Annotated in this window: 20 protein-coding genes; 9 read left to right on the forward strand and 11 right to left on the reverse strand. The window is 64.4% G+C overall.

Annotated elements, in window-relative coordinates; translation table 11 throughout:
* Nucleotides 1–55: 55 nt before the first annotated feature.
* The 6 genes from alr to OU419_RS27685 form a co-directional block, all read right to left on the reverse strand.
* Entirely contained in the window at nt 56–1,135 is a 1,080-nt protein-coding gene (gene alr / locus OU419_RS27660) for an alanine racemase (protein ID WP_254475484.1), read from the reverse strand.
* Nucleotides 1,136–1,231: 96 nt separating this feature from the next.
* Nucleotides 1,232–1,585, reverse strand: a complete 354-nt coding sequence (locus tag OU419_RS27665; protein ID WP_254475486.1) for a RidA family protein — start codon at nt 1,583–1,585, stop codon at nt 1,232–1,234.
* The gene (gene dadA, locus OU419_RS27670) at nt 1,560–2,855 is read right to left on the reverse strand and encodes a D-amino acid dehydrogenase (RefSeq protein ID WP_254475488.1); all 1,296 of its coding nucleotides are present in this window, start codon (nt 2,853–2,855) and stop codon (nt 1,560–1,562) included. The genes OU419_RS27665 and dadA overlap by 26 nt, the downstream gene beginning before the upstream one ends.
* Nucleotides 2,856–3,214: 359 nt before the next feature.
* Entirely contained in the window at nt 3,215–3,559 is a 345-nt protein-coding gene (locus OU419_RS27675) for a YdbL family protein (RefSeq protein WP_254475490.1), read from the reverse strand.
* Nucleotides 3,560–3,573: 14 nt separating this feature from the next.
* Nucleotides 3,574–3,765, reverse strand: coding sequence for a YnbE family lipoprotein (locus OU419_RS27680; protein ID WP_254475492.1), 192 nt, complete (start codon nt 3,763–3,765; stop codon nt 3,574–3,576).
* 17 nt (nt 3,766–3,782) lie between these two features.
* Complete coding sequence (locus OU419_RS27685; protein WP_254475494.1) at nt 3,783–6,344, reverse strand: YdbH domain-containing protein; 2,562 nt, start codon at nt 6,342–6,344, stop codon at nt 3,783–3,785.
* 167 nt (nt 6,345–6,511) lie between these two features.
* Here OU419_RS27685 and dadR point away from each other — a divergent pair, with 167 nt between their 5' ends.
* The 3 genes from dadR to OU419_RS27700 all read left to right on the forward strand — a co-directional run bounded on the left by dadR (nt 6,512) and on the right by OU419_RS27700 (nt 10,086).
* Nucleotides 6,512–7,000, forward strand: coding sequence for a transcriptional regulator DadR (dadR, locus tag OU419_RS27690; protein WP_015479539.1), 489 nt, complete (start codon nt 6,512–6,514; stop codon nt 6,998–7,000).
* Nucleotides 7,001–7,126: 126 nt separating this feature from the next.
* Nucleotides 7,127–8,446 (forward strand): NAD(P)/FAD-dependent oxidoreductase, encoded by a 1,320-nt coding sequence (locus OU419_RS27695; protein WP_254475496.1) that lies wholly within the window; start codon nt 7,127–7,129, stop codon nt 8,444–8,446.
* An 86-nt stretch (nt 8,447–8,532) separates the two neighbouring features.
* Nucleotides 8,533–10,086, forward strand: a complete 1,554-nt coding sequence (locus tag OU419_RS27700; RefSeq protein ID WP_254475498.1) for a phospholipase D family protein — start codon at nt 8,533–8,535, stop codon at nt 10,084–10,086.
* On the opposite strand, the gene OU419_RS27705 is transcribed toward OU419_RS27700, so the two are convergent.
* Together OU419_RS27705 and OU419_RS27710 are read right to left on the reverse strand one after the other, a co-directional pair.
* Nucleotides 10,083–11,252, reverse strand: coding sequence for an MFS transporter (locus OU419_RS27705; protein ID WP_254475506.1), 1,170 nt, complete (start codon nt 11,250–11,252; stop codon nt 10,083–10,085). The two genes, OU419_RS27700 and OU419_RS27705, sit on opposite strands and share 4 nt — an antisense overlap.
* A gap of 203 nt (nt 11,253–11,455) precedes the next feature.
* On the reverse strand, nt 11,456–12,949 hold the full coding sequence (locus tag OU419_RS27710) for an aldehyde dehydrogenase (RefSeq protein WP_254475508.1): 1,494 nt from the start codon (nt 12,947–12,949) through the stop codon (nt 11,456–11,458).
* Between the two features lie 299 nt (nt 12,950–13,248).
* Between OU419_RS27710 and OU419_RS27715 the strand changes: the two genes are divergently transcribed.
* Nucleotides 13,249–13,611 (forward strand): cupin domain-containing protein, encoded by a 363-nt coding sequence (locus OU419_RS27715; protein ID WP_254475510.1) that lies wholly within the window; start codon nt 13,249–13,251, stop codon nt 13,609–13,611.
* A 125-nt stretch (nt 13,612–13,736) separates the two neighbouring features.
* Here the strand turns inward: OU419_RS27715 and rpmG are convergent, their stop codons facing one another.
* Both rpmG and rpmB read right to left on the reverse strand, forming a co-directional pair.
* The gene (gene rpmG, locus OU419_RS27720) at nt 13,737–13,892 is read right to left on the reverse strand and encodes a 50S ribosomal protein L33 (RefSeq protein WP_009614117.1); all 156 of its coding nucleotides are present in this window, start codon (nt 13,890–13,892) and stop codon (nt 13,737–13,739) included.
* Nucleotides 13,893–13,904: 12 nt separating this feature from the next.
* Nucleotides 13,905–14,141: a 50S ribosomal protein L28 gene (gene rpmB / locus OU419_RS27725; protein ID WP_009614118.1), complete on the reverse strand. Its 237-nt coding sequence runs from the start codon at nt 14,139–14,141 to the stop codon at nt 13,905–13,907.
* Between the two features lie 365 nt (nt 14,142–14,506).
* Here rpmB and OU419_RS27730 point away from each other — a divergent pair, with 365 nt between their 5' ends.
* Nucleotides 14,507–16,078 carry an ABC transporter substrate-binding protein gene (locus tag OU419_RS27730; protein ID WP_254475512.1) on the forward strand — a complete coding sequence of 524 codons (1,572 nt, stop codon included), beginning with the start codon at nt 14,507–14,509 and terminating at the stop codon, nt 16,076–16,078.
* An 18-nt stretch (nt 16,079–16,096) separates the two neighbouring features.
* On the opposite strand, the gene radC is transcribed toward OU419_RS27730, so the two are convergent.
* Complete coding sequence (radC, locus tag OU419_RS27735; protein ID WP_254475514.1) at nt 16,097–16,771, reverse strand: RadC family protein; 675 nt, start codon at nt 16,769–16,771, stop codon at nt 16,097–16,099.
* A gap of 141 nt (nt 16,772–16,912) precedes the next feature.
* Between radC and coaBC the strand changes: the two genes are divergently transcribed.
* From coaBC to argB, 4 genes are read left to right on the forward strand one after another with little or no spacing between them, the layout of a single operon-like run.
* Nucleotides 16,913–18,121, forward strand: coding sequence for a bifunctional phosphopantothenoylcysteine decarboxylase/phosphopantothenate--cysteine ligase CoaBC (coaBC, locus tag OU419_RS27740; RefSeq protein WP_254475516.1), 1,209 nt, complete (start codon nt 16,913–16,915; stop codon nt 18,119–18,121).
* Between the two features lie 7 nt (nt 18,122–18,128).
* Entirely contained in the window at nt 18,129–18,584 is a 456-nt protein-coding gene (gene dut, locus OU419_RS27745) for a dUTP diphosphatase (RefSeq protein ID WP_254475518.1), read from the forward strand.
* Nucleotides 18,585–18,621: 37 nt separating this feature from the next.
* Entirely contained in the window at nt 18,622–21,240 is a 2,619-nt protein-coding gene (locus tag OU419_RS27750; protein ID WP_254475520.1) for a phosphomannomutase/phosphoglucomutase, read from the forward strand.
* A gap of 26 nt (nt 21,241–21,266) precedes the next feature.
* Nucleotides 21,267–22,172 (forward strand): acetylglutamate kinase, encoded by a 906-nt coding sequence (argB, locus tag OU419_RS27755; protein ID WP_254475522.1) that lies wholly within the window; start codon nt 21,267–21,269, stop codon nt 22,170–22,172.
* The last annotated feature ends 25 nt before the right edge of the window (nt 22,173–22,197 follow it).

A 22,197-nucleotide genomic window follows, 5' to 3' on the forward strand; every position in this document is an offset into this window, starting at 1 on the left:
AGTATTTACAACAGATCGCCTGTCGATCCTGCGCAAACTTTACGGACGGTATCCGTCACTCGCCGGAATAGACCCTCGGTACGCGCTTGAGGTTGCAGAACAACTGGTAGGGGATGCTGCCGCAGAGAGCGGCGAGCTGGCTGGCGGGAACGTTCGGCCCCCAGAGCTCGACGCGGCTGCCCAGGCCTGCGCTCGGCAGATCGGTCAGATCCACGGTCAGCATGTCCATCGACACGCGCCCGATAATGCGGCTGGGCTTGCCGTCGATGAAGACCGGGGTACCGTCCGGCGCATGGCGCGGATAGCCGTCCGCATAACCCATCGCCACGACACCGACCCGCACCGGGCGGTCGGCGATATAGCGCGCGCCGTAGCCCACCGGCTCGCCAGCCGGCAGTTCGCGGATGCTGATGACCTTGGACTCCAGGGTCATCACCGGACGCAGTTGGTCCGCCAGCGGATGAGCCTGTTCGAACGGCGTGGCGCCGTAGAGCATGATCCCCGGACGCACCCAGTCGCTGGGTACGTTAGGCCAGCCGAGGATGCCGGGGGAGTTGCGCAGGCTGACTTCATGCCCTTGACCGGCAGCTTCACGCACGGTCTGGAACGCTGCGGCCTGCTCTTGCGTGCGTGCGCAGTCCAGCTCGTCGGCGCGGGAGAAGTGGGTCATGAGGACAACCTTGGCCACATGCGGCAACGCCTTGAGGCGCGCCAGCGCAGCGGCATAATCCTGTGGGAAGAAACCGACGCGGTGCATGCCCGAGTCCATCTTCAGCCAAAGGGTCAGCGGCTTCGCCGGCCGGGCACGCTCGATGGCCTCCAGTTGCCAGGCCGAATGCACCACACACCACAGATCATGGGCCTCGATCAGCTCCAGCTCGCTGGCCTCGAAAAAGCCTTCAAGCAGCAGGATCGGCGAGCGAATTCCGGCTTCGCGCAGCTCCAGCGCTTCCTCGATGCAGGCCACGGCAAATCCTTCGGCCTCGGATTCCAGCGCGCGGGCGCACACCACGGCGCCGTGCCCGTAGGCATCGGCCTTGATCACTGCCAACGCTCGCGCGCCGCTGACCTCGCGGGCCAGACGGTAGTTGTGACGCAAAGCGGCAAGATCGATCAGGGCACGGGCGGGACGCATGGCGAGGCTCTCTTCTTCTGTTGAAACGAAACGCGGATGGAACGGATGAATCCGGAACGAAAAAAAGCCCGGCGCTTGGCCGGGCCACGCTAAAACTCAGGGCAGTGCGGCAACAACCGACATCTCCACGAGGATTTCCGGATCGCACAGCCGGGCCTCGACGGTAGCGCGGGCCGGGGCGGCACCCTCGGGCAGCCACCTGTCCCAGACAGCATTCATGCCGGCAAAGTCTGCGGCGATGTCCTTCAGGTAGATGGTCACCGAGAGAATCCGCGAGGTGCTGGTACCAGCCTCGTCGAGCAGGCGCTCGATGTTGCCGAGAACCTCGCGGGTCTGCTGTTCGATGCCGGCGGTCATGTCGTCGCCCACCTGGCCGGCGAGGTACACCGTGCCGTTATGGACGACGATCTGACTCATCCGCTCGTTAGTGTGCCGGCGCAGGATGGCCATTCTGGGCCTCCGAGGCAGAGCCGTAGCGGGAAATATCCAGGCCCTCGGTGCTGATCTGCGGACGCTTCTTCGCCATCAGATCGGCGAGGTAGCGACCCGAGCCGCAGGCCATCGTCCAGCCCAGGGTGCCGTGGCCGGTGTTGAGGAACAGGTTGCGGTAGCGGGTGGCACCGACGATCGGGGTGCCATCCGGGGTCGCTGGGCGCAGTCCGGTCCAGAACTCGGCCTTGCTGACATCGCCGCCTTCCGGGTAGAGGTCGGTGGTGATCATTTCCAGGGTGGCGCGGCGACGCGGGTTCAGCGACAGGTCGAAGCCGGCGATTTCCGCCATGCCACCAACGCGGATGCGCTGATCGAAGCGGGTGATCGCGACCTTGTAGGTCTCGTCGAGGATGGTGGAAGTCGGCGCCATGTCCGGGTTGGTGATCGGCACGGTCAGCGAGTAGCCCTTGAGCGGATACACCGGGGCATCGATGCCCAGCGGCTTGAGCATCTGCGGCGAGTAGCTGCCCAGCGCCAGCACGTAGCGGTCGGCGGTGACCAGCTCGCCGTCGACCCAGACACCATTGATGCGATCACCCGCGAAGTCCAGGCGCTGGATGTTCTGGCCAAAGCGGAACTCCACGCCAAGGGCCTTGGCCATGTCGGCCAGCCTGGTGGTGAACATCTGGCAGTCACCGGTCTGGTCGTTCGGCAGGCGCAGGGCGCCGACCAGCTTGTCGGCCACCTTGGCCAGAGCGGGTTCGACACGGGCGATGCCGGCGCGGTCGAGCACTTCGTAGGGCACACCGGAGCTTTCCAGCACGGAGATGTCCTTGGCAGCGGCGTCAAGCTGCTCCTGGGTACGGAACAGTTGGGTGGTACCGAGGGTACGGCCTTCATAGGCAATACCGGTTTCGGCGCGCAGTTCGTCGAGGCAGTCACGGCTGTACTCGGACAAACGCACCATGCGCTCCTTGTTCACCGCGTAGCTCTTGGCATTGCAGTTGCGCAGCATCTGCCACATCCAGGAGTACTGGCTGGGATCGCTGGTGAGTTTGATGGCCAGCGGCGCATGGGTCTGCAGCAGCCATTTCATGGCTTTCAGCGGGATACCCGGGGCGGCCCAGGGAGAGGCGTAGCCAGGAGACACCTGGCCGGCGTTGGCGAAGCTGGTTTCCAGGGCCGGACCGTTCTGGCGGTCGACCACGACCACTTCGAAGCCGGCACGGGCGAGATAGTAAGCACTGGCGGTACCGATCACACCGCTGCCAAGCACCAGAACACGCATTCTTGCCTCCCACGCCGCGCGGGTACGCGGACGTTTTTTATTCTGAACGTAGATGCGCGCAGTATAGGAAGGCAGCGTCAGATATATTCACTGTTTAACAGCAGGTATTTGACGAAAATTCCTGGCGAAAGCGTCATTTGCGGAGGTACATCCACCAGGATATAGCGAATTCATACCAGGACCGAATGGTTGAGTATCTGGCGAGAATTTCGCCAGATCAGGAAGAAATATCGAACGAAAGACTGCGCACACGATCTTCTCGCGCCTGAGCAGGCTAAAGCGGGACTAACCTGCCCTACAGAAGCTCCTTCCTGGCCACCGCCGGAACCGACGGCAGCCAGGGAAATCCCCTTGGCCGGCTACTTGCGCACCCATTGGCCGTTCACCTGCACGTACTGCCCGGACGGCGTACGGTCGATAGCCTTCTTGCCGGCGAGGCTCTCGACGTCGCCGAGCTTGGCACCGCTCTGGCTGGCCACCTTCTGGTACTCGGCACGGCGCGCGGCGTTGATCTGGGCGGCGATATCGGCTGCCTGCCCGCTGTTCTTGACCACGCCGAGATAGCCATCGGTCTGCTCGCCGACAAGCCCCTGGGCCTTGGCGCTGCCGAGCGCGGACATTGCCTGCTCCAGGTTCATCGCCAGGGCCGGCAGGCTGATGCAGAAGGCAAGCAGCGCGGCGCCGAGTTTGCGGTTCAGTCTCATGAATGGGCTCCTTTTCAGAACAGGCCGCTGTTCTCGTTGATGATGCCGTCGAGCGCCTTGTCGACCTTGATATAGATCTCGTGCTCGATCTTCACGTTGAGGTTGATGTTGATCGGCTCCTTCGGCGCGGCGAGCTGCACGGTCGGCGTGCAGCCCTGGGCCAGGCCGGCCAGGAGCAGGAAGGCGGATAGGACGCGGAGGCGCATCGGGATTCTCCTTGCGGTCATGGCGCGGCGGCCGGGTCATTGCGCAGGCGTTCCTGCACGCGCTTGCGGATGGTCTCGCTGACCCGATCGCTCAATTGCAGGCTGGTGAGCAACTTGGGCACGTTCTCCTCCAGGTTGACGTTGAGGTTGATCGGCCGTCCCTGTTCGAGCGCCGGGTTGCGCCCGCTCAGGCTCAGCGCGAGAAGCAGCTTGCCGGAATCATCATAATCCACCGTGCTGGTGAGCTTGTCGTAGCGGAAGTCGTCAACCGCGGTGGCCAGCAACTGCATCGCCGGATTGCTCTGCCCCAGGGAGCGAATTTTCTCCGAACGGAACTGCAGCACACCCGGCTCGCGCGCCGTTACCTGCCCACCATGAATGTTCAGCTTGCCCTGTTCCAGGCGCAGCGGCAGCGTGCCATCGATGATGCCGGTGCCGGCCAGCCCCTCGGCCGGATAAGCTTGGAGGATCGCGTCGAGCGACAGCCCCTCCAACCGCAGCATCTGATCCTGCCCCAGCGCGGAAAGATCCACAGTGCCCGCAGGCAACCAGGCACGCCCGTTGAACAGCGCCAGCTCCGCCTGCTGCCAGTCGACTCGGCCGGCCAGTGGCGCCGCCAGGGTGCTCCGGTAGTTCCCCCTGGCCCTCAGCGGCCCCAGGGGGACGCCAGGGTTGAGCGCGGAAACGCTCAACTGCGGCAACTGGAGCTCCAGTTGCGATCCATTCAGGCTCAGCTTCGCCTGCAGATCCAGCCCGTGAATTTCACTGCGGTCGTAGATACCTTCCAGCCCTCGTCCCTGCAACTGCAGGCCGAACCGTTGCGCCGCCTTGCCTGGCGGCAGGCTCCATTGCAGATCGAGGCTGGCCCGGCCATTGTTCAGGCTGAGCAGTTCCGGCCAGTCCGCCAGGGAGGCGCCCAATGGGTTGCCACTGCGCAGAAAGAATTCCGCCACCGTCGCGCCGAGCTCCAGTCCCTTGTCTCTCGAATAGCTGAGGTCGATGCCGGCATTCAGCGCAGCGCCGTTCTGCAGGCTGCCCTTGAACTGCTGCCGGTCCAGGCTGGCTACCAGGTCACCCCTTGCCGTCCAGCTCAGCGGCTTGAGCCGCGGTTGGCGCAGCTCGCCAACGATCAGTTGCAGCGGCCCACTCATCTGCAGGCCTGGCGGCGCTCCTGCCTGATAGCGCAGCTCCAGCACCCCCTTGCCCAGGGTCGCGGCGAGCTTGCTGGCCTTGATCGACTGCGGAGCGCTCAGCGTGCCGACCTGCAGCCGTGCACCGGATGCGATGGAGAAGCTGGCCACCTGCGAATCCAGGCGACTGTCGAAGTTCAGGTCGATTCGGCTGTTGTCGCTCTTCACACCTGCCAGGTCTAGATGCGGAATCTTGCCTTCCAGCCGCGCATCGTTCAGTTGCACCACCAGAGGGCTGACCTCCTCCAGTGAGGCGCGCGCCCGCAGGCGCAAATCCGCCGCACCGACACTATGCAGGTCCAGGCGCACGCTGCCGGCCTCGTCGTCCACGCCAGGCTCCAGGTGCAGGTTCAGCCGAGCCGGACGCAGGCCGACTGGCAGTGCCTGCAGCCAATCGCCGTAAAGATCGGTCACCCGCAGGTCACCGCCAACCACCATCGGCCACCAGCCACGCTCACCCGCCTCGCCCACCAGTTGCAGGTCACCCTGCAGGCTGCCCAAGCCCGGAAGCGGCCACGGCTGAGGTAATTGAAGGGCCAGATCGATGCGCCCGCGGCCATCGCGCAACCCCGGCCAATCCGGCCAGGCGGAGTCCCCGGCGAGGCGGGTATCCCAGCTCAGGCGGAAGCGACCGGCCTCCGGGATCGGCAACGGCAGGTTGGGCGTTGGCAGCCACATGCCCAACCAGTTGCGTACCGCCTGTATCGGCGGCACGGCAGGACTGGCCAGCGATCCGCTCAGCGTCCGTTGCGTCGGCGCCCACGTGGTATCGAGCGAGAGCAACTGTTCGTTATCCAGATAGCTGTCCAGTCGCAGCCACCAATGACCAGCTTCGGGCAGCAGCAGGCCATTGAACGCCAACTGTTGGCCGCCTTGGCGCAGCTCGCCGCCCAACGCCGCGGCACCGCCCTGCAACTGTTCCCAGTGGGCGCTGCCTGCGAGCGTACAGCGCTGCTCGCGGCTGCACGGCAGTTCCAGGCTCGCACGCTCCAGCGCCAGGCGGCCAGGCAGCAGCGTCAGCCAGCGCCCAAGCTGTGCCGGGCCCGGCAATGCCGGGTCGACCGAGCCGCCCTCTCCCGGCCATTGCCGGATATCCACGGCGGCAGCCGACAGGTAGGCCAAGCGCCAACGGCCATCGGCGTGTTGCGGCCAGCCCAGTTGCAGCTGCTCGATGCGCACGGCCAGCCGGCCCTGGTCCGCAGTCTGCCGCTGCAACGCGAGGTGATCCAGCGACAGCCCCCAGCGGGAAATACCAACCCCTTGCCACTGCTCAATGCTCACGCCCGCCCCGGCCAGCAGCCGCGGAACCGCCAGCCACGCGCCGCCAGCCACCAGCGTCAGGATCAGCGACAGCAGCAGGAAGACGGTGCGAAAGCGCGGTAGAGGCATGCCGGGCTCCGGTGAAAAGCGCAGGAATCATCCCCTTTTGGCGGGGCCTTGGCCTACAGGCTGGCCAAGGGTCGCGAGAAGTTCAAGCGATGCCAGTGATATTCACTACATAACCGACTATATTGCCGACATTCCCCCGGCCAGAACCGCCTTCAGAGCCCAGTACAATGAGAACCCAGCATCAGAGCCGCCGCGAACTGGACAAGATCGACCGCAACATCCTGCGTATCCTGCAAGAGGAAGGTCGCATCTCCTTCACCGAACTGGGCGAGCGCGTCGGCCTTTCCACCACGCCGTGCACAGAGCGCGTGCGCCGGCTGGAGCGCGAAGGGATCATCATGGGCTACAACGCCCGTCTCAACCCCCAGTACCTAAAGGCCAGCCTGCTGGTATTCGTCGAAATCAGCCTGGACTACAAGTCCGGCGATACCTTCGAGGACTTCCGCCGCTCCGTGCTCAAGCTTCCCCATGTGCTGGAGTGCCACCTGGTGTCGGGCCATTTCGACTACCTGGTGAAGGCGCGTATCTCGGAAATGGCGTCCTACCGCAAGCTGCTGGGCGACATTCTGCTGAAGCTGCCGCACGTCCGCGAATCCAAGAGCTACATCGTGATGGAAGAGGTCAAGGAGAGCCTGACCCTGCCGATTCCCGATTGATCGCAGCCGTCTGCCAATCTTTTTTACGACATTCCGGCTCTTTTTACGGCTCCCCCCTTGGCTGGGCGGGAAGTCGGCGTTTATCCTGCGTAAAATTTTAACAACACAACAATCAGGATATCGCACATGAACGCCCGCGTTCACCAGCCGGTGCACACCGACCATCACGCCCCTTCCTACTACGCCGCGAGCGTCAATCGCCGTATCGAAGTGCCTCCCCTGGCCGGCGAGGAAAAGGCGGATGTGTGCATCATCGGCGGTGGCTTCTCCGGGCTGAATACAGCGATCGAACTGGCCGAGCGCGGTCTCTCTGTGGTGTTGCTGGAGGCCCATCGGATCGGTTGGGGTGCCAGTGGACGCAACGGCGGACAACTGATCCGCGGCGTCGGTCACGGCGTCGAGCAGTTCGAGTCGGTGATCGGCGCCGATGGCGTCCGGGAACTGAAGCTGATGGGCCTCGAGGCGGTGGAAATCGTCCGCCGCCGCGTCCAGCAGTACAACATCGAGTGTGACCTGACCTGGGGCTATTGCGACCTGGCCAACAAGCCGTCGGATGTCGAAGGCTTCCGCGAGGACTTCGAAGAGCTCAAGAGCCTGGGCTATCGCCATGAGCTGCGCATGATTCCGAAAGAGGACATGCGCTCCATCGTAGGCTCCGACCTCTACGTCGGCGGCATGGTGGACATGGGCTCCGGGCACCTGCACCCGCTCAACCTCGCCCTCGGCGAAGCGGCTGCCGCGCAAAGCCTGGGTGTACGCCTGTTCGAAAATTCCCGCGTAACGTCGATCGACTACGGCAACGAAGTGCGCGTGCACACCGCTGGCGGCAGCGTGCGTGCAAAGACCCTGGTGATCGGCTGCAACGCCTACCAGAATGGCCTGAACAGCTACCTGGACGGCAAAGTGCTGCCCGCCGGCAGCTACGTGATAGCCACCGAACCCCTGTCCGCCGAGCAAGCCCATGCCCTGTTGCCGCAAAATATGGCTGTGTGTGACCAGCGTGTGGCGCTGGACTACTATCGCCTGTCCGCCGACAACCGCCTGCTGTTCGGCGGTGCCTGCCACTACTCGGGGCGTGACCCGGCCGACATAGCCGCGTACATGCGCCCGAAGATGCTCAATGTATTCCCGCACCTGGCGAACGTGCGCATCGAATTCCAGTGGGGCGGCATGATCGGCATCGGCGCCAACCGCCTGCCGCAGATCGGCCGCCTGCCGAACCAGCCCAACGTGTACTTCGCCCAGGCCTACTCCGGCCACGGCGTGAACGCGACACACCTGGCCGGCCGGCTCCTCGCCGAAGCCATCGCCGGACAACACAGCAAAGGCTTCGATCTGTTCAACAAGGTGCCGCACATTACGTTCCCGGGTGGCAAGCTGCTGCGCTCTCCGCTGCTGGCGCTGGGTATGGCCTGGTACCGCTTCAAGGAAACGCTCGCGGGCTGATTCGAATACGCTCAGCGATTTGCCGCCGATGAGCGGCTAGAATCTTCGGCAGCCCGCCCTGCGGCGGGCCTGCCGGAGACTCCCACTTGCTTTCACGCCTACTGCTGCTAGCCCTGCTGGTACTCGGCGGCTGCGCCAGCACGCCATCCCCGACGCCATCGCACATTCTGCCGGTGCAAGGCACCGCGCTGGACAGCGAGGTACGCCAACGCGGCGCTGCGCATCCCGGGCTGTCCGGCTTCCATCTGCTGGCCTCCAGCGTCGACGCATTCCTGGCGCGCGCCGAATTGATCCGCAGGGCGCAACGCAGCCTCGATATCCAGTACTACATCGTCCATGACGGCCTCACCACCCGCGCGCTGATCCGCGAGCTGCTGCACGCCGCAGACCGCGGCGTACGCATCCGCCTGCTGATCGACGACACCAGCAGCGACGGCTGGGACTACGAGCTAGGCGCCCTGGCGGCCCACCCGAACATCCAGGTCCGCCTGTTCAACCCGCTGCACCTGGGCCGCAGCACCGGCCTTACGCGCAACATGGGACGACTGTTCAACCTCTCCGAACAGCACCGGCGCATGCACAACAAGCTGTGGCTGGCGGACAACAGCGTGGCCATCGTTGGCGGCCGCAACCTCGGCGACGAATATTTCGACGCCAAGGCCGAAATGAATTTCAGCGACCTGGACCTGCTCAGCGTCGGCCCGGTCGCGCAGTCACTCGGCCAGAGCTTCGACGAATACTGGAACAGCGCCATCAGCCGCCCCATCGAAGATTACCTGTGGGGCCAGCAGGGAGAGGACGACCTGGCCAGCGTGCGGCGCTCGCTGGATCGCTACATGGATCGCGAGCGGGTCAGACGCTCGGGCTATATCGCCCGGCTCAATCGCAACAGCGACCGGCCACACCTGGACAACTGGTTCGACGACCTGGTCTGGGCTCCTGGCCGGGCGATCTGGGATGCGCCGCTGAAGGTCCTCGACCAGGGCAACCCGAAGCCGGAACAGATGCTCAGCACCCAGTTGGCGCCTCTGTTCGACAATGTGTCCCAGGAGCTGATCCTCGTTTCGGCGTACTTCGTACCGACCAGTGCCGGCGTCGATTACCTCACCCGGCGCGCCGACCAGGGCGTCAGCGTGCGTCTGCTGACCAACTCGCTGGAAGCCACCGACGTACCAGCCGTGCATGCCGGCTACGCGCCGTACCGCATGGCTTTGCTGGAACACGGTGTGAAGCTGTTCGAACTGCGCGCCGAACCCGACGCGCGCATCGCCGGCGCGCCCTGGATGGTACGCGGTTCCAGCAGCGCCAGCCTGCACAGCAAGGCGGCGGTTTTCGACCGCCAACAGGTCTTCGTCGGGTCCTTGAACTTCGACCCGCGCTCGGTACTGTGGAATACCGAGGTCGGGGTCATCGTCGACAGCCCGGAACTGGCCGAGCAGGTGCGGCGCCTGGCGCTTGCCGGCATGTCGCCGAGCGTCAGCTACCAGGTGAAGATCGACCGCAACGGCGCACAGCCCCGGCTGATCTGGGTGGACGAACGCGATGGCCAGCGACACACGCGGCACCACGAGCCGGGCAGCCTGTGGCGCCGGTTCAATGCCTGGATCGCTGGCGCCATCGGGCTGGAGAAGATGCTCTAGGAGCGCTCCTGCTGAAGTTCGGCATCCGTTGCCTGCATAGTGGAAGGCAGGCCGCGACAGGACACCAGCACCACGAAGCCCGCCGCCCCCAGAGCCATGATCAACGGCAACGCGTGCCCGCTGATCCACTGGCTCGCCGCCCCGGTGGCCAGTGGCCCGATCAGGCAACCGATCCCCCAGAGCTGCGCAATGTGCGCATTGGCACGGACCAGCGCATCATCGCGGTAGCGCTCGCCGATGAGGATCAGCGACAGAGTGAACAGCCCGCCCGCACTGGCGCCGAACAGCACCAGTACCGGCCAGATGGCCGGGCTGTGCAGCAGCAGAGGAATGCCCAGGCTGCTTACCAGCAGGACGATACCGCAACCCTTGAACAGCGACTGCCGCGAGATGCGGTCGGCCAGCCAGCCGATCGGCAATTGCAGTAGCGCATCGCCCACCACCACGGTGCTGACCATCGCCAGCGCCACCGCCTGGGTGAACCCCTGGCGGACGCCATAGACCGGCAGAAGGGTCAGAATCATCGCCTCGAAACCGGCAAACAACACCACGGCCCAGGCAATCGCCGGGAGCTTGCGGCAGAACGCGAACAGACCACGCCCGGATGCACTGTGCGGGTCCACCTTCGGAGCACCGCCACGGCCCAGCAGGAGCAGGGAACCGCCCACCAGAAGGCCGACACTGATCCAGAAACCGCGGTCGTCGGCAGTGCCGATGAAGGTAAGCAGCACCGGACCGGACAACTGGCTCAACGCATAACCGGTGCCGTAAAGCGCCACCAGGCGGCCACGCCATTTTTCGACGGCCAACTGGTTGATCCAGCTCTCGCCAAGAATGAACACCACCGTCAGTTGCACGCCGATCAGCAGACGCAGGGCGATCCAGATCGGATAGCTCTGCAGCACCGCCAGCAGGCCGACCGAGAAAGCTCCCGAGATCAGGCACAACTGCATCAATCGCCGTGTACCGACACGCGCAGCCAGGCGGCCAGCCAGCATCGCGCCCAGCAGCACACCCACGGCGGGTGTTGCCGCCATCACGCCGATGGCGAAGCTGCCGTAGCCCCAGCCCTCGAGGCGCAACGACACCAGCGGCATGGTCAGCCCGAGCGCCAGCCCGATACTGATTACCGATAGACAGACCGCAGAATAGGCACCCCAACGCATTGTTATTCTCCCATTCCATCCGGAGCGCACAGCGGGCCCGTCAGGTTGCCCGTTGTGCAATGCACAACGGCCGGGCTTCCCAGAGGGAAACCCGGCCGCCGATATGGCTTGTCAGAACCGGCCCAGGCTCAGGCCGGTCCGGCTAGAAAGCCCGAATCATGTTCGCCGCAGAGGAAGCACGACACGCCCCCTGCGAGACGACCTTACAGCTTGATCCAGGTAGCCTTGAGCTCGGTGTACTTGTCGAAGGCGTGCAACGACTTGTCACGGCCGTTGCCGGACTGCTTGAAGCCACCGAACGGGGCGGTCATGTCGCCGCCGTCGTACTGGTTCACCCACACGCTGCCAGCGCGCAGCGCCTTGGCGGTCAGGTGCGCCTTGGACAGATCGCTGGTCCACACCGCGGCGGCCAGGCCGTACGGAGTGTCGTTGGCGATACGTACGGCTTCTTCGGCATCGGTGAACTCGATGACCGACAGCACGGGGCCGAAGATCTCTTCGCGGGCGATGCGCATGGCGTTGGTCACGCCGTCGAAGATGGTCGGCTCGACGTAGGTGCCGCCGGTCTCTTCCAGGGTGCGCTTGCCGCCGGCCACCAGCTTGGCGCCATCGTCATGGCCAGCCTGGATGTAGCTCAGCACGTTGTTCATCTGGGTGGTGTCGACCAGTGCACCGACATTGGTTTCCGGGTCCAGCGGGTTGCCGGGCTTCCAGGCCTTGATGGCTTCGACGACCATCGGCACGAACTGGGCCTTGATCGACTTCTCCACCAGCAGGCGGGAACCGGCGGTGCAGACTTCGCCCTGGTTGAAGGCGATGGCGCTGGCGGCTGCTTCGGCGGCGGCCTTCAGGTCCGGAGCGTCGGCAAAGACGATGTTCGGGCTCTTGCCGCCGGCCTCCAGCCAGACACGCTTCATGTTGGACTCGCCAGCGTAGATCATCAGTTGCTTGGCGATCTTGGTCGAACCGGTGAACACCAGGGTATCGACGTCCATGTGCAGGGCCAGGGCCTTGCCTACGGTATGGCCGAAGCCCGGCAGAACGTTGAATACGCCTTTCGGGATACCGGCCTCGATGGCCAGTTGGGCGATGCGGATGCCGGTCAGCGGGGACTTTTCGGAAGGTTTGAGGATCACCGAGTTACCGGTACTCAGGGCCGGGCCGAGTTTCCAGCAGGTCATCAGCAGCGGGAAGTTCCACGGCACGATGGCAGCAACCACGCCAACCGGCTCGCGGGTCACCAGGCCCAGTTCGTCATGGGCGGTGGCGGCGACTTCGTCGTAGATCTTGTCGATCGCTTCGCCGCTCCAGCGCAGGCTGTTGGCGGCGCTGTTCACGTCGATGCTCAGCGAATCGCTGATCGGCTTGCCCATGTCAAGGGTTTCCAGCAGGGCAAGTTCCTCGGCGTTCTCCAGCAGCAGCTCGGAGAAGCGGATCATGACCTTCTTGCGCTTGGCCGGGGCCATGCGCGACCACACGCCGGAATCGAAGGCGGCACGGGCAACCTGCACGGCACGCTCGGCATCGCCCAGGTCGCAACTGGCGACCTTGGCCAGGAAGCGGCCATCCACGGGGCTGATGCAATCGAAGGTGTCGCCGGATACGGCGTCGACGTATTCACCGTTGACGAAGGCGCGGCCTTCGATCTTCAGATCCTTGGCGCGAGCTTCCCAATCGGCGCGAGTGAGGGTACCCATGACAACGTGTCCTCTTATTAATGTACTTATCAGGTGCAGGCGCCCGGGCGGGCGCGCTGTCAAAAAATCCGCAAGGCGGAGCAAACGCATGCTGTACGCCACCCTAAACCGGAGGCAGGCAATTTTCAATATTTTTTACACTAAGCGGCAAAATGGCCTTGTCACGTTCGTTTTATTAAACATAGACTGCCCTGATTCATCGGCTGATGGTTTTCCGACAGCCGCCTCGGAGTAAATATCCAACAGCGCTGCGCGTGCCCGCACGTACTCTCGCCAACAACACAAGAATCGAGACCGCCATGAACGTCGATCAGATCGTCGATTTTGCCCAGGCCACCACCGCCCCCGAACATTACCGCCCCGCTCCGGAGCGCATCATCAAGGGCGACCCGGCTCAGAACGTGCGCAACCACTACGCCAGCCCCTGTGGCCAGTTCAACGTCGGCATCTGGGAGGGCGAGCCGGGCCACTGGAATGTCAGCTACACCGAGCACGAGTACTGCGAAATTCTCCAGGGTGTCTCGGTGATCCGCGATGCCGACGGCGGCGCCAAGACCGTTCGCGTGGGCGACCGCTTCGTGATCCCGGCCGGCTTCAGCGGCACCTGGGAAGTGCTGGAGCCCTGCCGCAAGGTCTACGTGATCTTCGAGCAGAAGGCCTGATCGGCCAGATGTGAAAAAGCCCGCCATCCGGCGGGCTTTTTTGTGCGCGCTGCACTGGCGGCAGAAACTGCGGGCAAGAAAAAACCCGCCACGAGGGGCGGGTTTCTTCGCAAGGGCCGGATCAATTACTTGATCTTGGCTTCCTTGTAGATCACGTGCTTGCGAACAACCGGATCGAATTTCTTGATCTCGATTTTCTCAGGCTTGGTACGCTTGTTCTTGTCGGTGGTGTAGAAGTGGCCGGTACCGGCGCTGGACACCAAACGGATCAGTTCGCGCATGACTGCAGCTCCTTAGAATTTTTCGCCGCGGGCGCGCAGGTCGTTCAGAACGGCCTCGATGCCACGCTTGTCGATGATACGCATGCCCTTGGCAGAAACACGCAGACGCACGAAGCGCTTCTCGGATTCAACCCAGAAACGGTGGTGCTGCAGGTTCGGCAGGAAACGGCGGCGGGTTTTGTTGTGTGCGTGGGAAATGTTGTTCCCGGTAACCGGACCCTTACCGGTCACTTGGCAAACTCTCGACATGGCTCAGCCCTCTGTAAACCACATGCCAAACCCGGCATGGGTTGGCTGCTTAACTCAATTGGATTCTCAGTTTCACCGGGGTCTTAACTGCCACATCGCCGCGATCGGGTCGCAAGATCAGAGCAGGGCCCCAGAAAAGAGCGCAGCTTTATATCAGAAAGACACTTGGCGCTGCAAGGGCGGGCATGACTTCGGCAAGGGCACGCCAGCCCCCGTGGGGCGTGGCACCGGTGCCGTTCGTCGCCTGTCATCGTTGTCGCTTCGGAGCGCTTCGACTAGGGTAGCTCCTTCGAGGCTGCCAACAGTCTTGCATGACCCGCCCAGCCCTGTGGATGGGCATCTTGCCACCTTCAACGGAGTCCGTCATGCGTCTCGCCCTGCTCGCCCTCCTCCTCGCGCCGGCATTCGCCAGCGCCGCGAACCTCAGCGTCTGCACCGAAGCCAGCCCCGAAGGATTCGATGTGGTCCAGTACAACTCGCTGACCACCACCAACGCGTCCGCCGACGTGCTGATGAACCGTTTGGTCGACTTCGACGCCGCCCGTGGAGCGCTGGTCCCCAGCCTGGCAGAGAGCTGGACGGTTTCCGCCGACGGACTGGTCTACGACTTCCAGTTGCGTGACGGCGTGGCCTTTCATCATACGGACTACTTCAAGCCTCGCCGCCCGCTGGACGCCGACGACGTGGTGTTCAGCTTCCAGCGCATGCTCGACCCCGCGCACCCGTGGCACAAGGTGGCCCAGAGCGGCTTTCCGCACGCCCAGTCGATGCAACTGCCAGGCCTCGTGAAGGCGGTAGAGAAGGTCGACGCGCGCCACGTGCGCTTCACCCTCGACCATCCGGACGCCACCTTCCTGCCGATGCTCAGCATGGGCTTCGCCTCCATCTATTCCGCCGAATACGCCGACCAATTGATGAAGGCTGGCACTCCGGAAAAGCTCAATGCCCAGCCGATCGGTACCGGCCCCTTCATATTCAAGCGCTTCCAGAAGGACGCCGTGGTCCGCTACGCCGCCAACGGCGAGTACTTCGGCGGCAAGCCGGCTGTGGATAACCTGGTCTTTGCCATCACCCCCGATGCGTCGGTGCGCCTGCAGAAACTCAAGCGTGGCGAATGCCAGATCGCCCTCTCGCCGAAGCCGATAGACGTGGAGGCGGCCGCCAAGAGTGCGGAGCTCAAGGTCGAGCAGACCCCGGCATTCATGACCGCTTTCGTCGGCATAAACAGCCAGCACGCACCGCTGGACAACCCGAAGGTGCGCCAGGCCATCAATCTCGCCTTCGACAAACCGAGCTACCTGCAGGCGGTATTCGCCGGCAGCGCCATTCCTGCCGAGGGCGTTTATCCGCCCAATACATGGAGCTATGCCAAGGACATCCCCGGCTACCCTCGCGACCTTGAAAAAGCCCGCGCACTGCTGGCCGAGGCCGGGCTCAAGGAAGGTTTCAAGACCACCATCTGGACCCGCCCCTCCGGCAGCCTGCTCAACCCCAACCCGAGTACCGGCGCGCAACTGCTGCAGTCAGACCTCGCGCAGATCGGCATCAAGGCCGAGATCCGTGTGATCGAGTGGGGCGAGCTGATCCGCCGCGCCAAGACCGGCGAGCATGACCTGCTGTTCATGGGCTGGGCCGGCGACAACGGCGATCCTGACAACTTCCTCACCCCGCAGTTTTCCTGCGCCAGCGTGAAGTCCGGGCTCAACTTCGCCCGCTATTGCGACGAGAAGCTCGACGGCCTGATAAGCCAGGGCAAGACCGCCGCCGACCGCGCCCGGCGCAGCGAGCTGTATCGCCAGGCGCAGCAGATCATCCACGATCAGGCGCTGTGGCTGCCCCTGGCGCACCCGACCGCATCGGCCATCACCCGCAAGGACGTGAAGGGCTACGCGGTGAGTCCGTTCGGCCGCCAGGACTTCTCCCGCGTCACGTTCTGATCGCAGGGTCGGGCGCGGCTACAGCCAGCCGTGCTCGGCCATGGACAAAGGCTCGCCCTCGCCGACGATGAAGTGATCGAGCACCCGCACGTCCACCAGCGAAAGCGCGTCGATGATGCGCCGGGTCAGCAGGCAGTCGGCCTGACTCGGCTCGGTCAGCCCGGATGGATGATTGTGCGTCAGGATCAGCGCCGCCGCGTTGTGCGCCAGGGCACGCTTGACGATCTGCCGGGGGTAGACGCTCGCGCAGTCGATGGAGCCGTGGAACAGTACCTCGAACGTCAGCACGCGGTGCTTGCTGTCCAGGAACAGGCAGGCGAAGACCTCATGCGGCTCGTGACGCAGGCGCGCCTTGAGAAAGTCACGTACCGCCTGCGGGCTTTCCAGCGCGGAATCCCGGCTCAGTTGCTCGGCGAGGTGCCGCCGGGCGATCTCCAGCACCGCCTGCAATTGCACATACTTCGCCACTCCCAGCCCCAGATGGCTGCAGAAGGAATCCAGATCGGCCTCCAGCAATGCACGCAGCCCGCCGAACTCGATCAACAGTCGCCGGGCCAGCTCCACCGCGCTGCATCCGGCAACGCCGGTGCGCAGGAAGATGGCCAGCAGTTCCGCGTCGCTCAGGCTCGCGGCACCACGATCAAGTAGCTTCTCCCGCGGGCGTTCTGCCGCAGGCCAGTTTCGAATGCTCATAGGACCTCCCAGTCAGGCTGGCCCGCTGTTCCCATGCGGGCGCTGTGCTATCTTACCCCCCTCGCTTCGCGCAGCCGGAGGCCTGGGGAGGCGTCGCTGGCTTAAGCGCACGTCATCCATTTCCGAAATTAAGGCTGGCCTATGCAGCGGCTCTATCGTAAACGCATCGTCCTGGGCGTGGGTGGCGGCATCGCGGCCTACAAGAGCGCCGAACTGGTTCGTCGTCTGCGCGACCAGGGTGCCGAGGTGCGTGTCGTGATGACCCACGGCGGCCGCGAGTTCATCACACCCCTCACTCTTCAGGCGCTGTCCGGCCATCCGGTGCACCTGGACCTGCTCGATCCTGCTGCCGAAGCGGCAATGGGGCACATCGAACTGGCCCGCTGGGCAGACCTCGTACTGATCGCTCCCGCCACAGCCGACCTGATGGCGCGTCTCGCCCAGGGCGTGGCCAACGACCTGCTGACCACCGTGGTGCTTGCCACCGACGCGCAGGTCGCCCTCGCCCCGGCCATGAACCAGGCCATGTGGCGCGACCCTGCCACCCAGGTAAACGCCGAGCTGCTGCGCTCGCGCGGCATGAATCTGTTCGGCCCGGCCGCTGGCAGCCAGGCCTGCGGCGATGTCGGCCCCGGCCGCATGCTGGAAGCCGAGGAGCTGGCGCAACTGGCCGCCGACTGTTTCCAGTTCAAGGAACTGACCGGCCAGCACGTGCTGGTCACCGCCGGCCCGACCCAGGAAAATATCGACCCGGTGCGCTACATCACAAACCACAGCTCCGGAAAAATGGGCTTTGCCCTGGCCGAAGCGGCTGCCGAGGCGGGCGCTCGCGTCACCCTGGTGACCGGCCCTGTGCACCTGCCAACGCCCGACCGGGTCAACCGTGTCGACGTGGTCAGCGCCCGCGACATGCTCGCAGCCTGCGAAGCCGCGATGCCGGCGAACGTCCTGATCGCCGCCGCGGCGGTCGCCGACTACCGCCCGGAAGTCGTCGCCTCGCAGAAGCTCAAGAAAGACCCGACCAAGGGTGACGGCCTGCTGTTGCAGCTGGTGCGCAACCCCGACATCCTCGCCACCCTGGCGCAGCGCGGCGACCGCCCGTTCAGCGTCGGATTCGCCGCCGAAACCGAAAACCTGCTCGAGTACGCCTCGCGCAAGCTCAAGGACAAGAATCTCGACCTGATTGTGGCCAACGATGTGGCGAACCCGTCGATTGGCTTCAACAGTGAAGAGAACGCCATCACGGTCATCGATCGCGAGCTGCACGAAACTGCGTTCGCCCAGACCAGCAAGGGCAAGATCGCCCGTCAGCTGATCGCCTTCATCGCCGACCGCATCAGACAACACTGAGAACTCAATGCACTCTCTGCAAGCCAAGATCCTCGATCCCCGCCTCGGCACCGAATTCCCGCTGCCGCATTACGCCACTCCCGGCTCCGCCGGCCTCGACCTGCGCGCCATGCTCAAGGAAGACTGCCTGCTGGAGCCCGGCCAGACCGTGCTGATCCCCACCGGCCTGTCGGTCTACATCGCCGACCCGGGCCTCGCCGCACTGGTATTGCCGCGTTCCGGACTGGGCCACAAGCACGGCATTGTGCTGGGCAATCTGGTTGGCCTGATCGACTCCGACTACCAGGGCGAGCTGATGGTGTCCTGCTGGAACCGCGGCCAGACTGCTTTCAATATCGCCGTGGGCGAGCGCATCGCCCAATTGGTACTGGTGCCGGTGGTACAGGCGCATTTCGAGCTGGTCGAGAGTTTCGACGAGACCCAGCGCGGCGCCGGCGGCTTCGGACATTCGGGTAGTCACTGATCCCTGATTTCAGGATGAATCGCCGAGGAGACGTTGCATGAAACTTTTCCAACGCACCGCCAAGGAAGCAGATGACCTGCCGGAGATCGTTCCGGCAGGCAAGGCAGCCAAGCGCGTGTCACTGTCCGCCAAACCCGACCTGAAGCCCCTGGCTCCCGCCATCGCCATCACCGCGGCGGGCGTTGCTGCCGCTGGCGCCCTGTTGTGGTTCAGCCTGTTCGGCAATGCCGAACAGACTCACCGCGAGCAGTTGGCTGGCGCCTGGTCGGAAAGCCAGGCCGGCGCCCTGCGTCAATCGTTGAACATGTTGTCCGCCGATGGCCGGACCATCGCCGGCAACCCGGATCTGCTGCCCACTCTGCAGAGCAACGACCCCTCGCGCATCGCCGCGCTGGAGAAGACGCTCAGTCAGTGGCACCTGGACGGGCTGGTCGACGTACACCTGAACGCCAACGGCCAGGCGGTACAGGACGCACAGCGCGCCGGCCCGCTGAACTATGCCGCCCTGGACATGCTGCACCGTGTCGAAAGCGGCCAGAACGTGGCCCCGGAAGCCTACAAGGTCGGCCAGCGCTGGCTGGTCTACAGCCCAACGGCCCTGCGCGCCGCCGACAATTCGATTCAGGGCACGCTGCTGCTGGTCATCGACCTGCAACGCCTGCTCAATGGACTGCCGCCGATGCCTGCCGATGTCGGCCAGCTGCAACTTGACCAGCAGTTCGCCAATTCGCCGGCCCAGGTGCTGATGCAGCGGGGGCAGGCCGCCAACGCCCCGGCACAATCGCTCACCAGCGGCAATCCGAACTGGAAACTCAGCTTCACCCCCGGCCCAGCCCTCGTCGCGCCGCTCTACTCCCCGGCCCTGCTCGGTCTGGCCGGCCTCCTGGCGCTGGTAGGCGGGCTGCTGGGCGTGTACCTGGCGCAGAGCTCCCTGCAACGCCGCGTGACCCGTGATGCCCAGGCCCTGGGCAACTTCGCGCAGGAACTCGCCGGACAACGCACTGCCAAAGCTCCTGAGCTGAGCCTGCCGAGTCTGCAGGCAGTCGCTCAGGCGCTGGCCCGTCAACCGCGCCGCAAGGCCGAAACCCCCGGTACCAGCAGCCCCGACGCCTCCGCCAAGCCGGCCCCCGTGGCCGCCGCGGCACGCGCACCGGCTGCCACCGAGACGCCATTGGTCGACCCGCTGTTCCAGAACACCGACATTCTGGACATCGACATACTTGATGAAGACCAGGACCTCCTGGGATTGGAGCAAACCCCCGCTATGAGCACGCCTAAAGCCCCGCAACTGCCCGCCAGCATCTTCCGCGCCTACGATATTCGTGGCGTGGTCGGCGACACCCTGACCGCCGAGACCGCCTACTGGGTCGGTCGCGCCATTGGCTCCGAGAGCCTGGCACGCGGCGAGCCTTGCGTTTCCGTGGGCCGCGATGGCCGTCTGTCCGGCCCCGAGCTGGTCCAGCAACTGATCCAGGGCCTGCTCGACTGCGGCTGCCAGGTCACCGATGTGGGCATGGTGCCGACTCCGGTGCTGTACTATGCGGCCAACGTACTGGAAGGCAAATCGGGCGTGATGCTCACCGGCAGCCATAACCCTCCGGACTACAACGGCTTCAAGATCGTCGTCGCTGGCGAAACCCTGGCCAACGAGCAGATCCAGGCACTGCGCGAGCGTATCCAGAACAATGACCTGGCGAGCGGCGTGGGCAGCGTGCAGCAAGTCGACATCCTGCCGCGCTACTTCAAGCAGATCCGCGACGACATCGCCCTGGCCAAGCCGCTGAAAGTAGTCGTCGACTGCGGTAACGGCGTTGCCGGCGTGATCGCCCCGCAACTGATCGAAGCCCTGGGCTGCACCGTGATTCCGCTGTACTGCGAGGTTGACGGCACCTTCCCGAATCACCACCCGGATCCGGGCAAGCCCGAGAACCTGGAAGACCTGATCGCCAAGGTCAAGGAAACCGGTGCCGACCTCGGCCTGGCCTTCGACGGCGACGGCGACCGCGTTGGCGTGGTGACCAACGAAGGCACCATCATCTATCCGGACCGCCTGCTGATGCTGTTCGCCAAGGACGTCGTTTCGCGCAACCCCGGCGCCGATATCATCTTCGACGTGAAATGCACCCGTCGCCTGATCTCGCTGATTAGCGGCTACGGCGGCCGTCCGGTGATGTGGAAGACCGGCCACTCGCTGATCAAGAAAAAGATGAAGGAAACCGGCGCGCTGCTGGCCGGAGAGATGAGCGGCCACATCTTCTTCAAGGAGCGCTGGTTCGGCTTCGACGACGGCATCTACAGCGCCGCGCGCCTGCTGGAAATCATCAGCCTGGACAAGCGTGACGCCGAGCGCGTGTTCTCCGCGTTCCCGCTGGACGTCTCCACCCCTGAAATCAACATCACCGTCACCGACGAGGGCAAGTTCGCCCTGATCGAGGCGCTGCAAGCCCGCGGCCAGTGGGGTGAAGCCAACCTCACCACCCTCGACGGCGTGCGCGTGGACTACCCCAAAGGCTGGGGCCTGGTACGTGCGTCCAACACCACCCCGGTGCTGGTACTGCGCTTCGAGGCCGACACCGAGGAAGAACTGGAACGCATCAAGGACGTGTTCCGCACCCAGCTGAAAGCGGTCGACCCCGCCCTCAGCCTGCCCTTTTGACCTGTAGCACTATGCCGGAGCCCACCATGACCCAGAGCCGCGATGACGCCGCCCAGGTTGCCCGCGTCCTTGCCGAAGCCCTGCCCTACATCCGCCGTTTCGTCGGCAAGACGCTGGTAATCAAGTACGGCGGCAACGCCATGGAAACAGACGAGCTGAAGAACAGCTTCGCCCGCGACGTGGTGCTGATGAAGGCTGTTGGCATCAACCCGGTGGTGGTTCATGGTGGCGGCCCACAGATTGGCGACCTGCTCAGTCGCCTGTCGATCGAAAGCCACTTCATCGACGGCATGCGCGTGACCGATGCCCAGACGATGGATGTGGTCGAGATGGTCCTCGGCGGCCAGGTCAACAAGGACATCGTCAACCTGATCAACCGTCATGGCGGCAGCGCCATCGGCCTGACCGGCAAGGACGCCGAGCTGATTCGCGCGAAGAAGCTCACCGTCACCCGCCAGACCCCGGAGATGACCAAGCCGGAAATCATCGATATCGGTCATGTGGGGGAAGTCACCGGAGTCAATGTCGAACTGCTGAACATGCTGGTGCAGGGCGACTTCATCCCGGTGATCGCGCCGATCGGCGTGGGCGCCAACGGCGAGTCGTACAACATCAACGCCGACCTGGTAGCGGGCAAGGTAGCCGAGGCACTCAAGGCCGAGAAGCTGATGCTGCTGACCAACATCGCCGGCCTGATGGACAAGCAGGGCCAGGTCCTCACCGGCCTGACCACCGAGCAGGTCAATGAACTGATCGCCGACGGCACCATCTACGGCGGCATGCTGCCGAAGATCCGCTGCGCCCTCGAAGCGGTCCAGGGTGGCGTGACCAGCGCTCACATCATCGATGGACGTGTACCCAACGCCGTGCTGCTGGAGATCTTCACCGACAGCGGCGTCGGCACTCTGATCACCAACCGCAGGCACCGCTGACCGAAACACCCGCCAGGAGCGATCC

This window comes from Pseudomonas triclosanedens, assembly GCF_026686735.1.
GTDB classification, from domain to species: Bacteria; Pseudomonadota; Gammaproteobacteria; order Pseudomonadales; family Pseudomonadaceae; genus Pseudomonas; species Pseudomonas triclosanedens.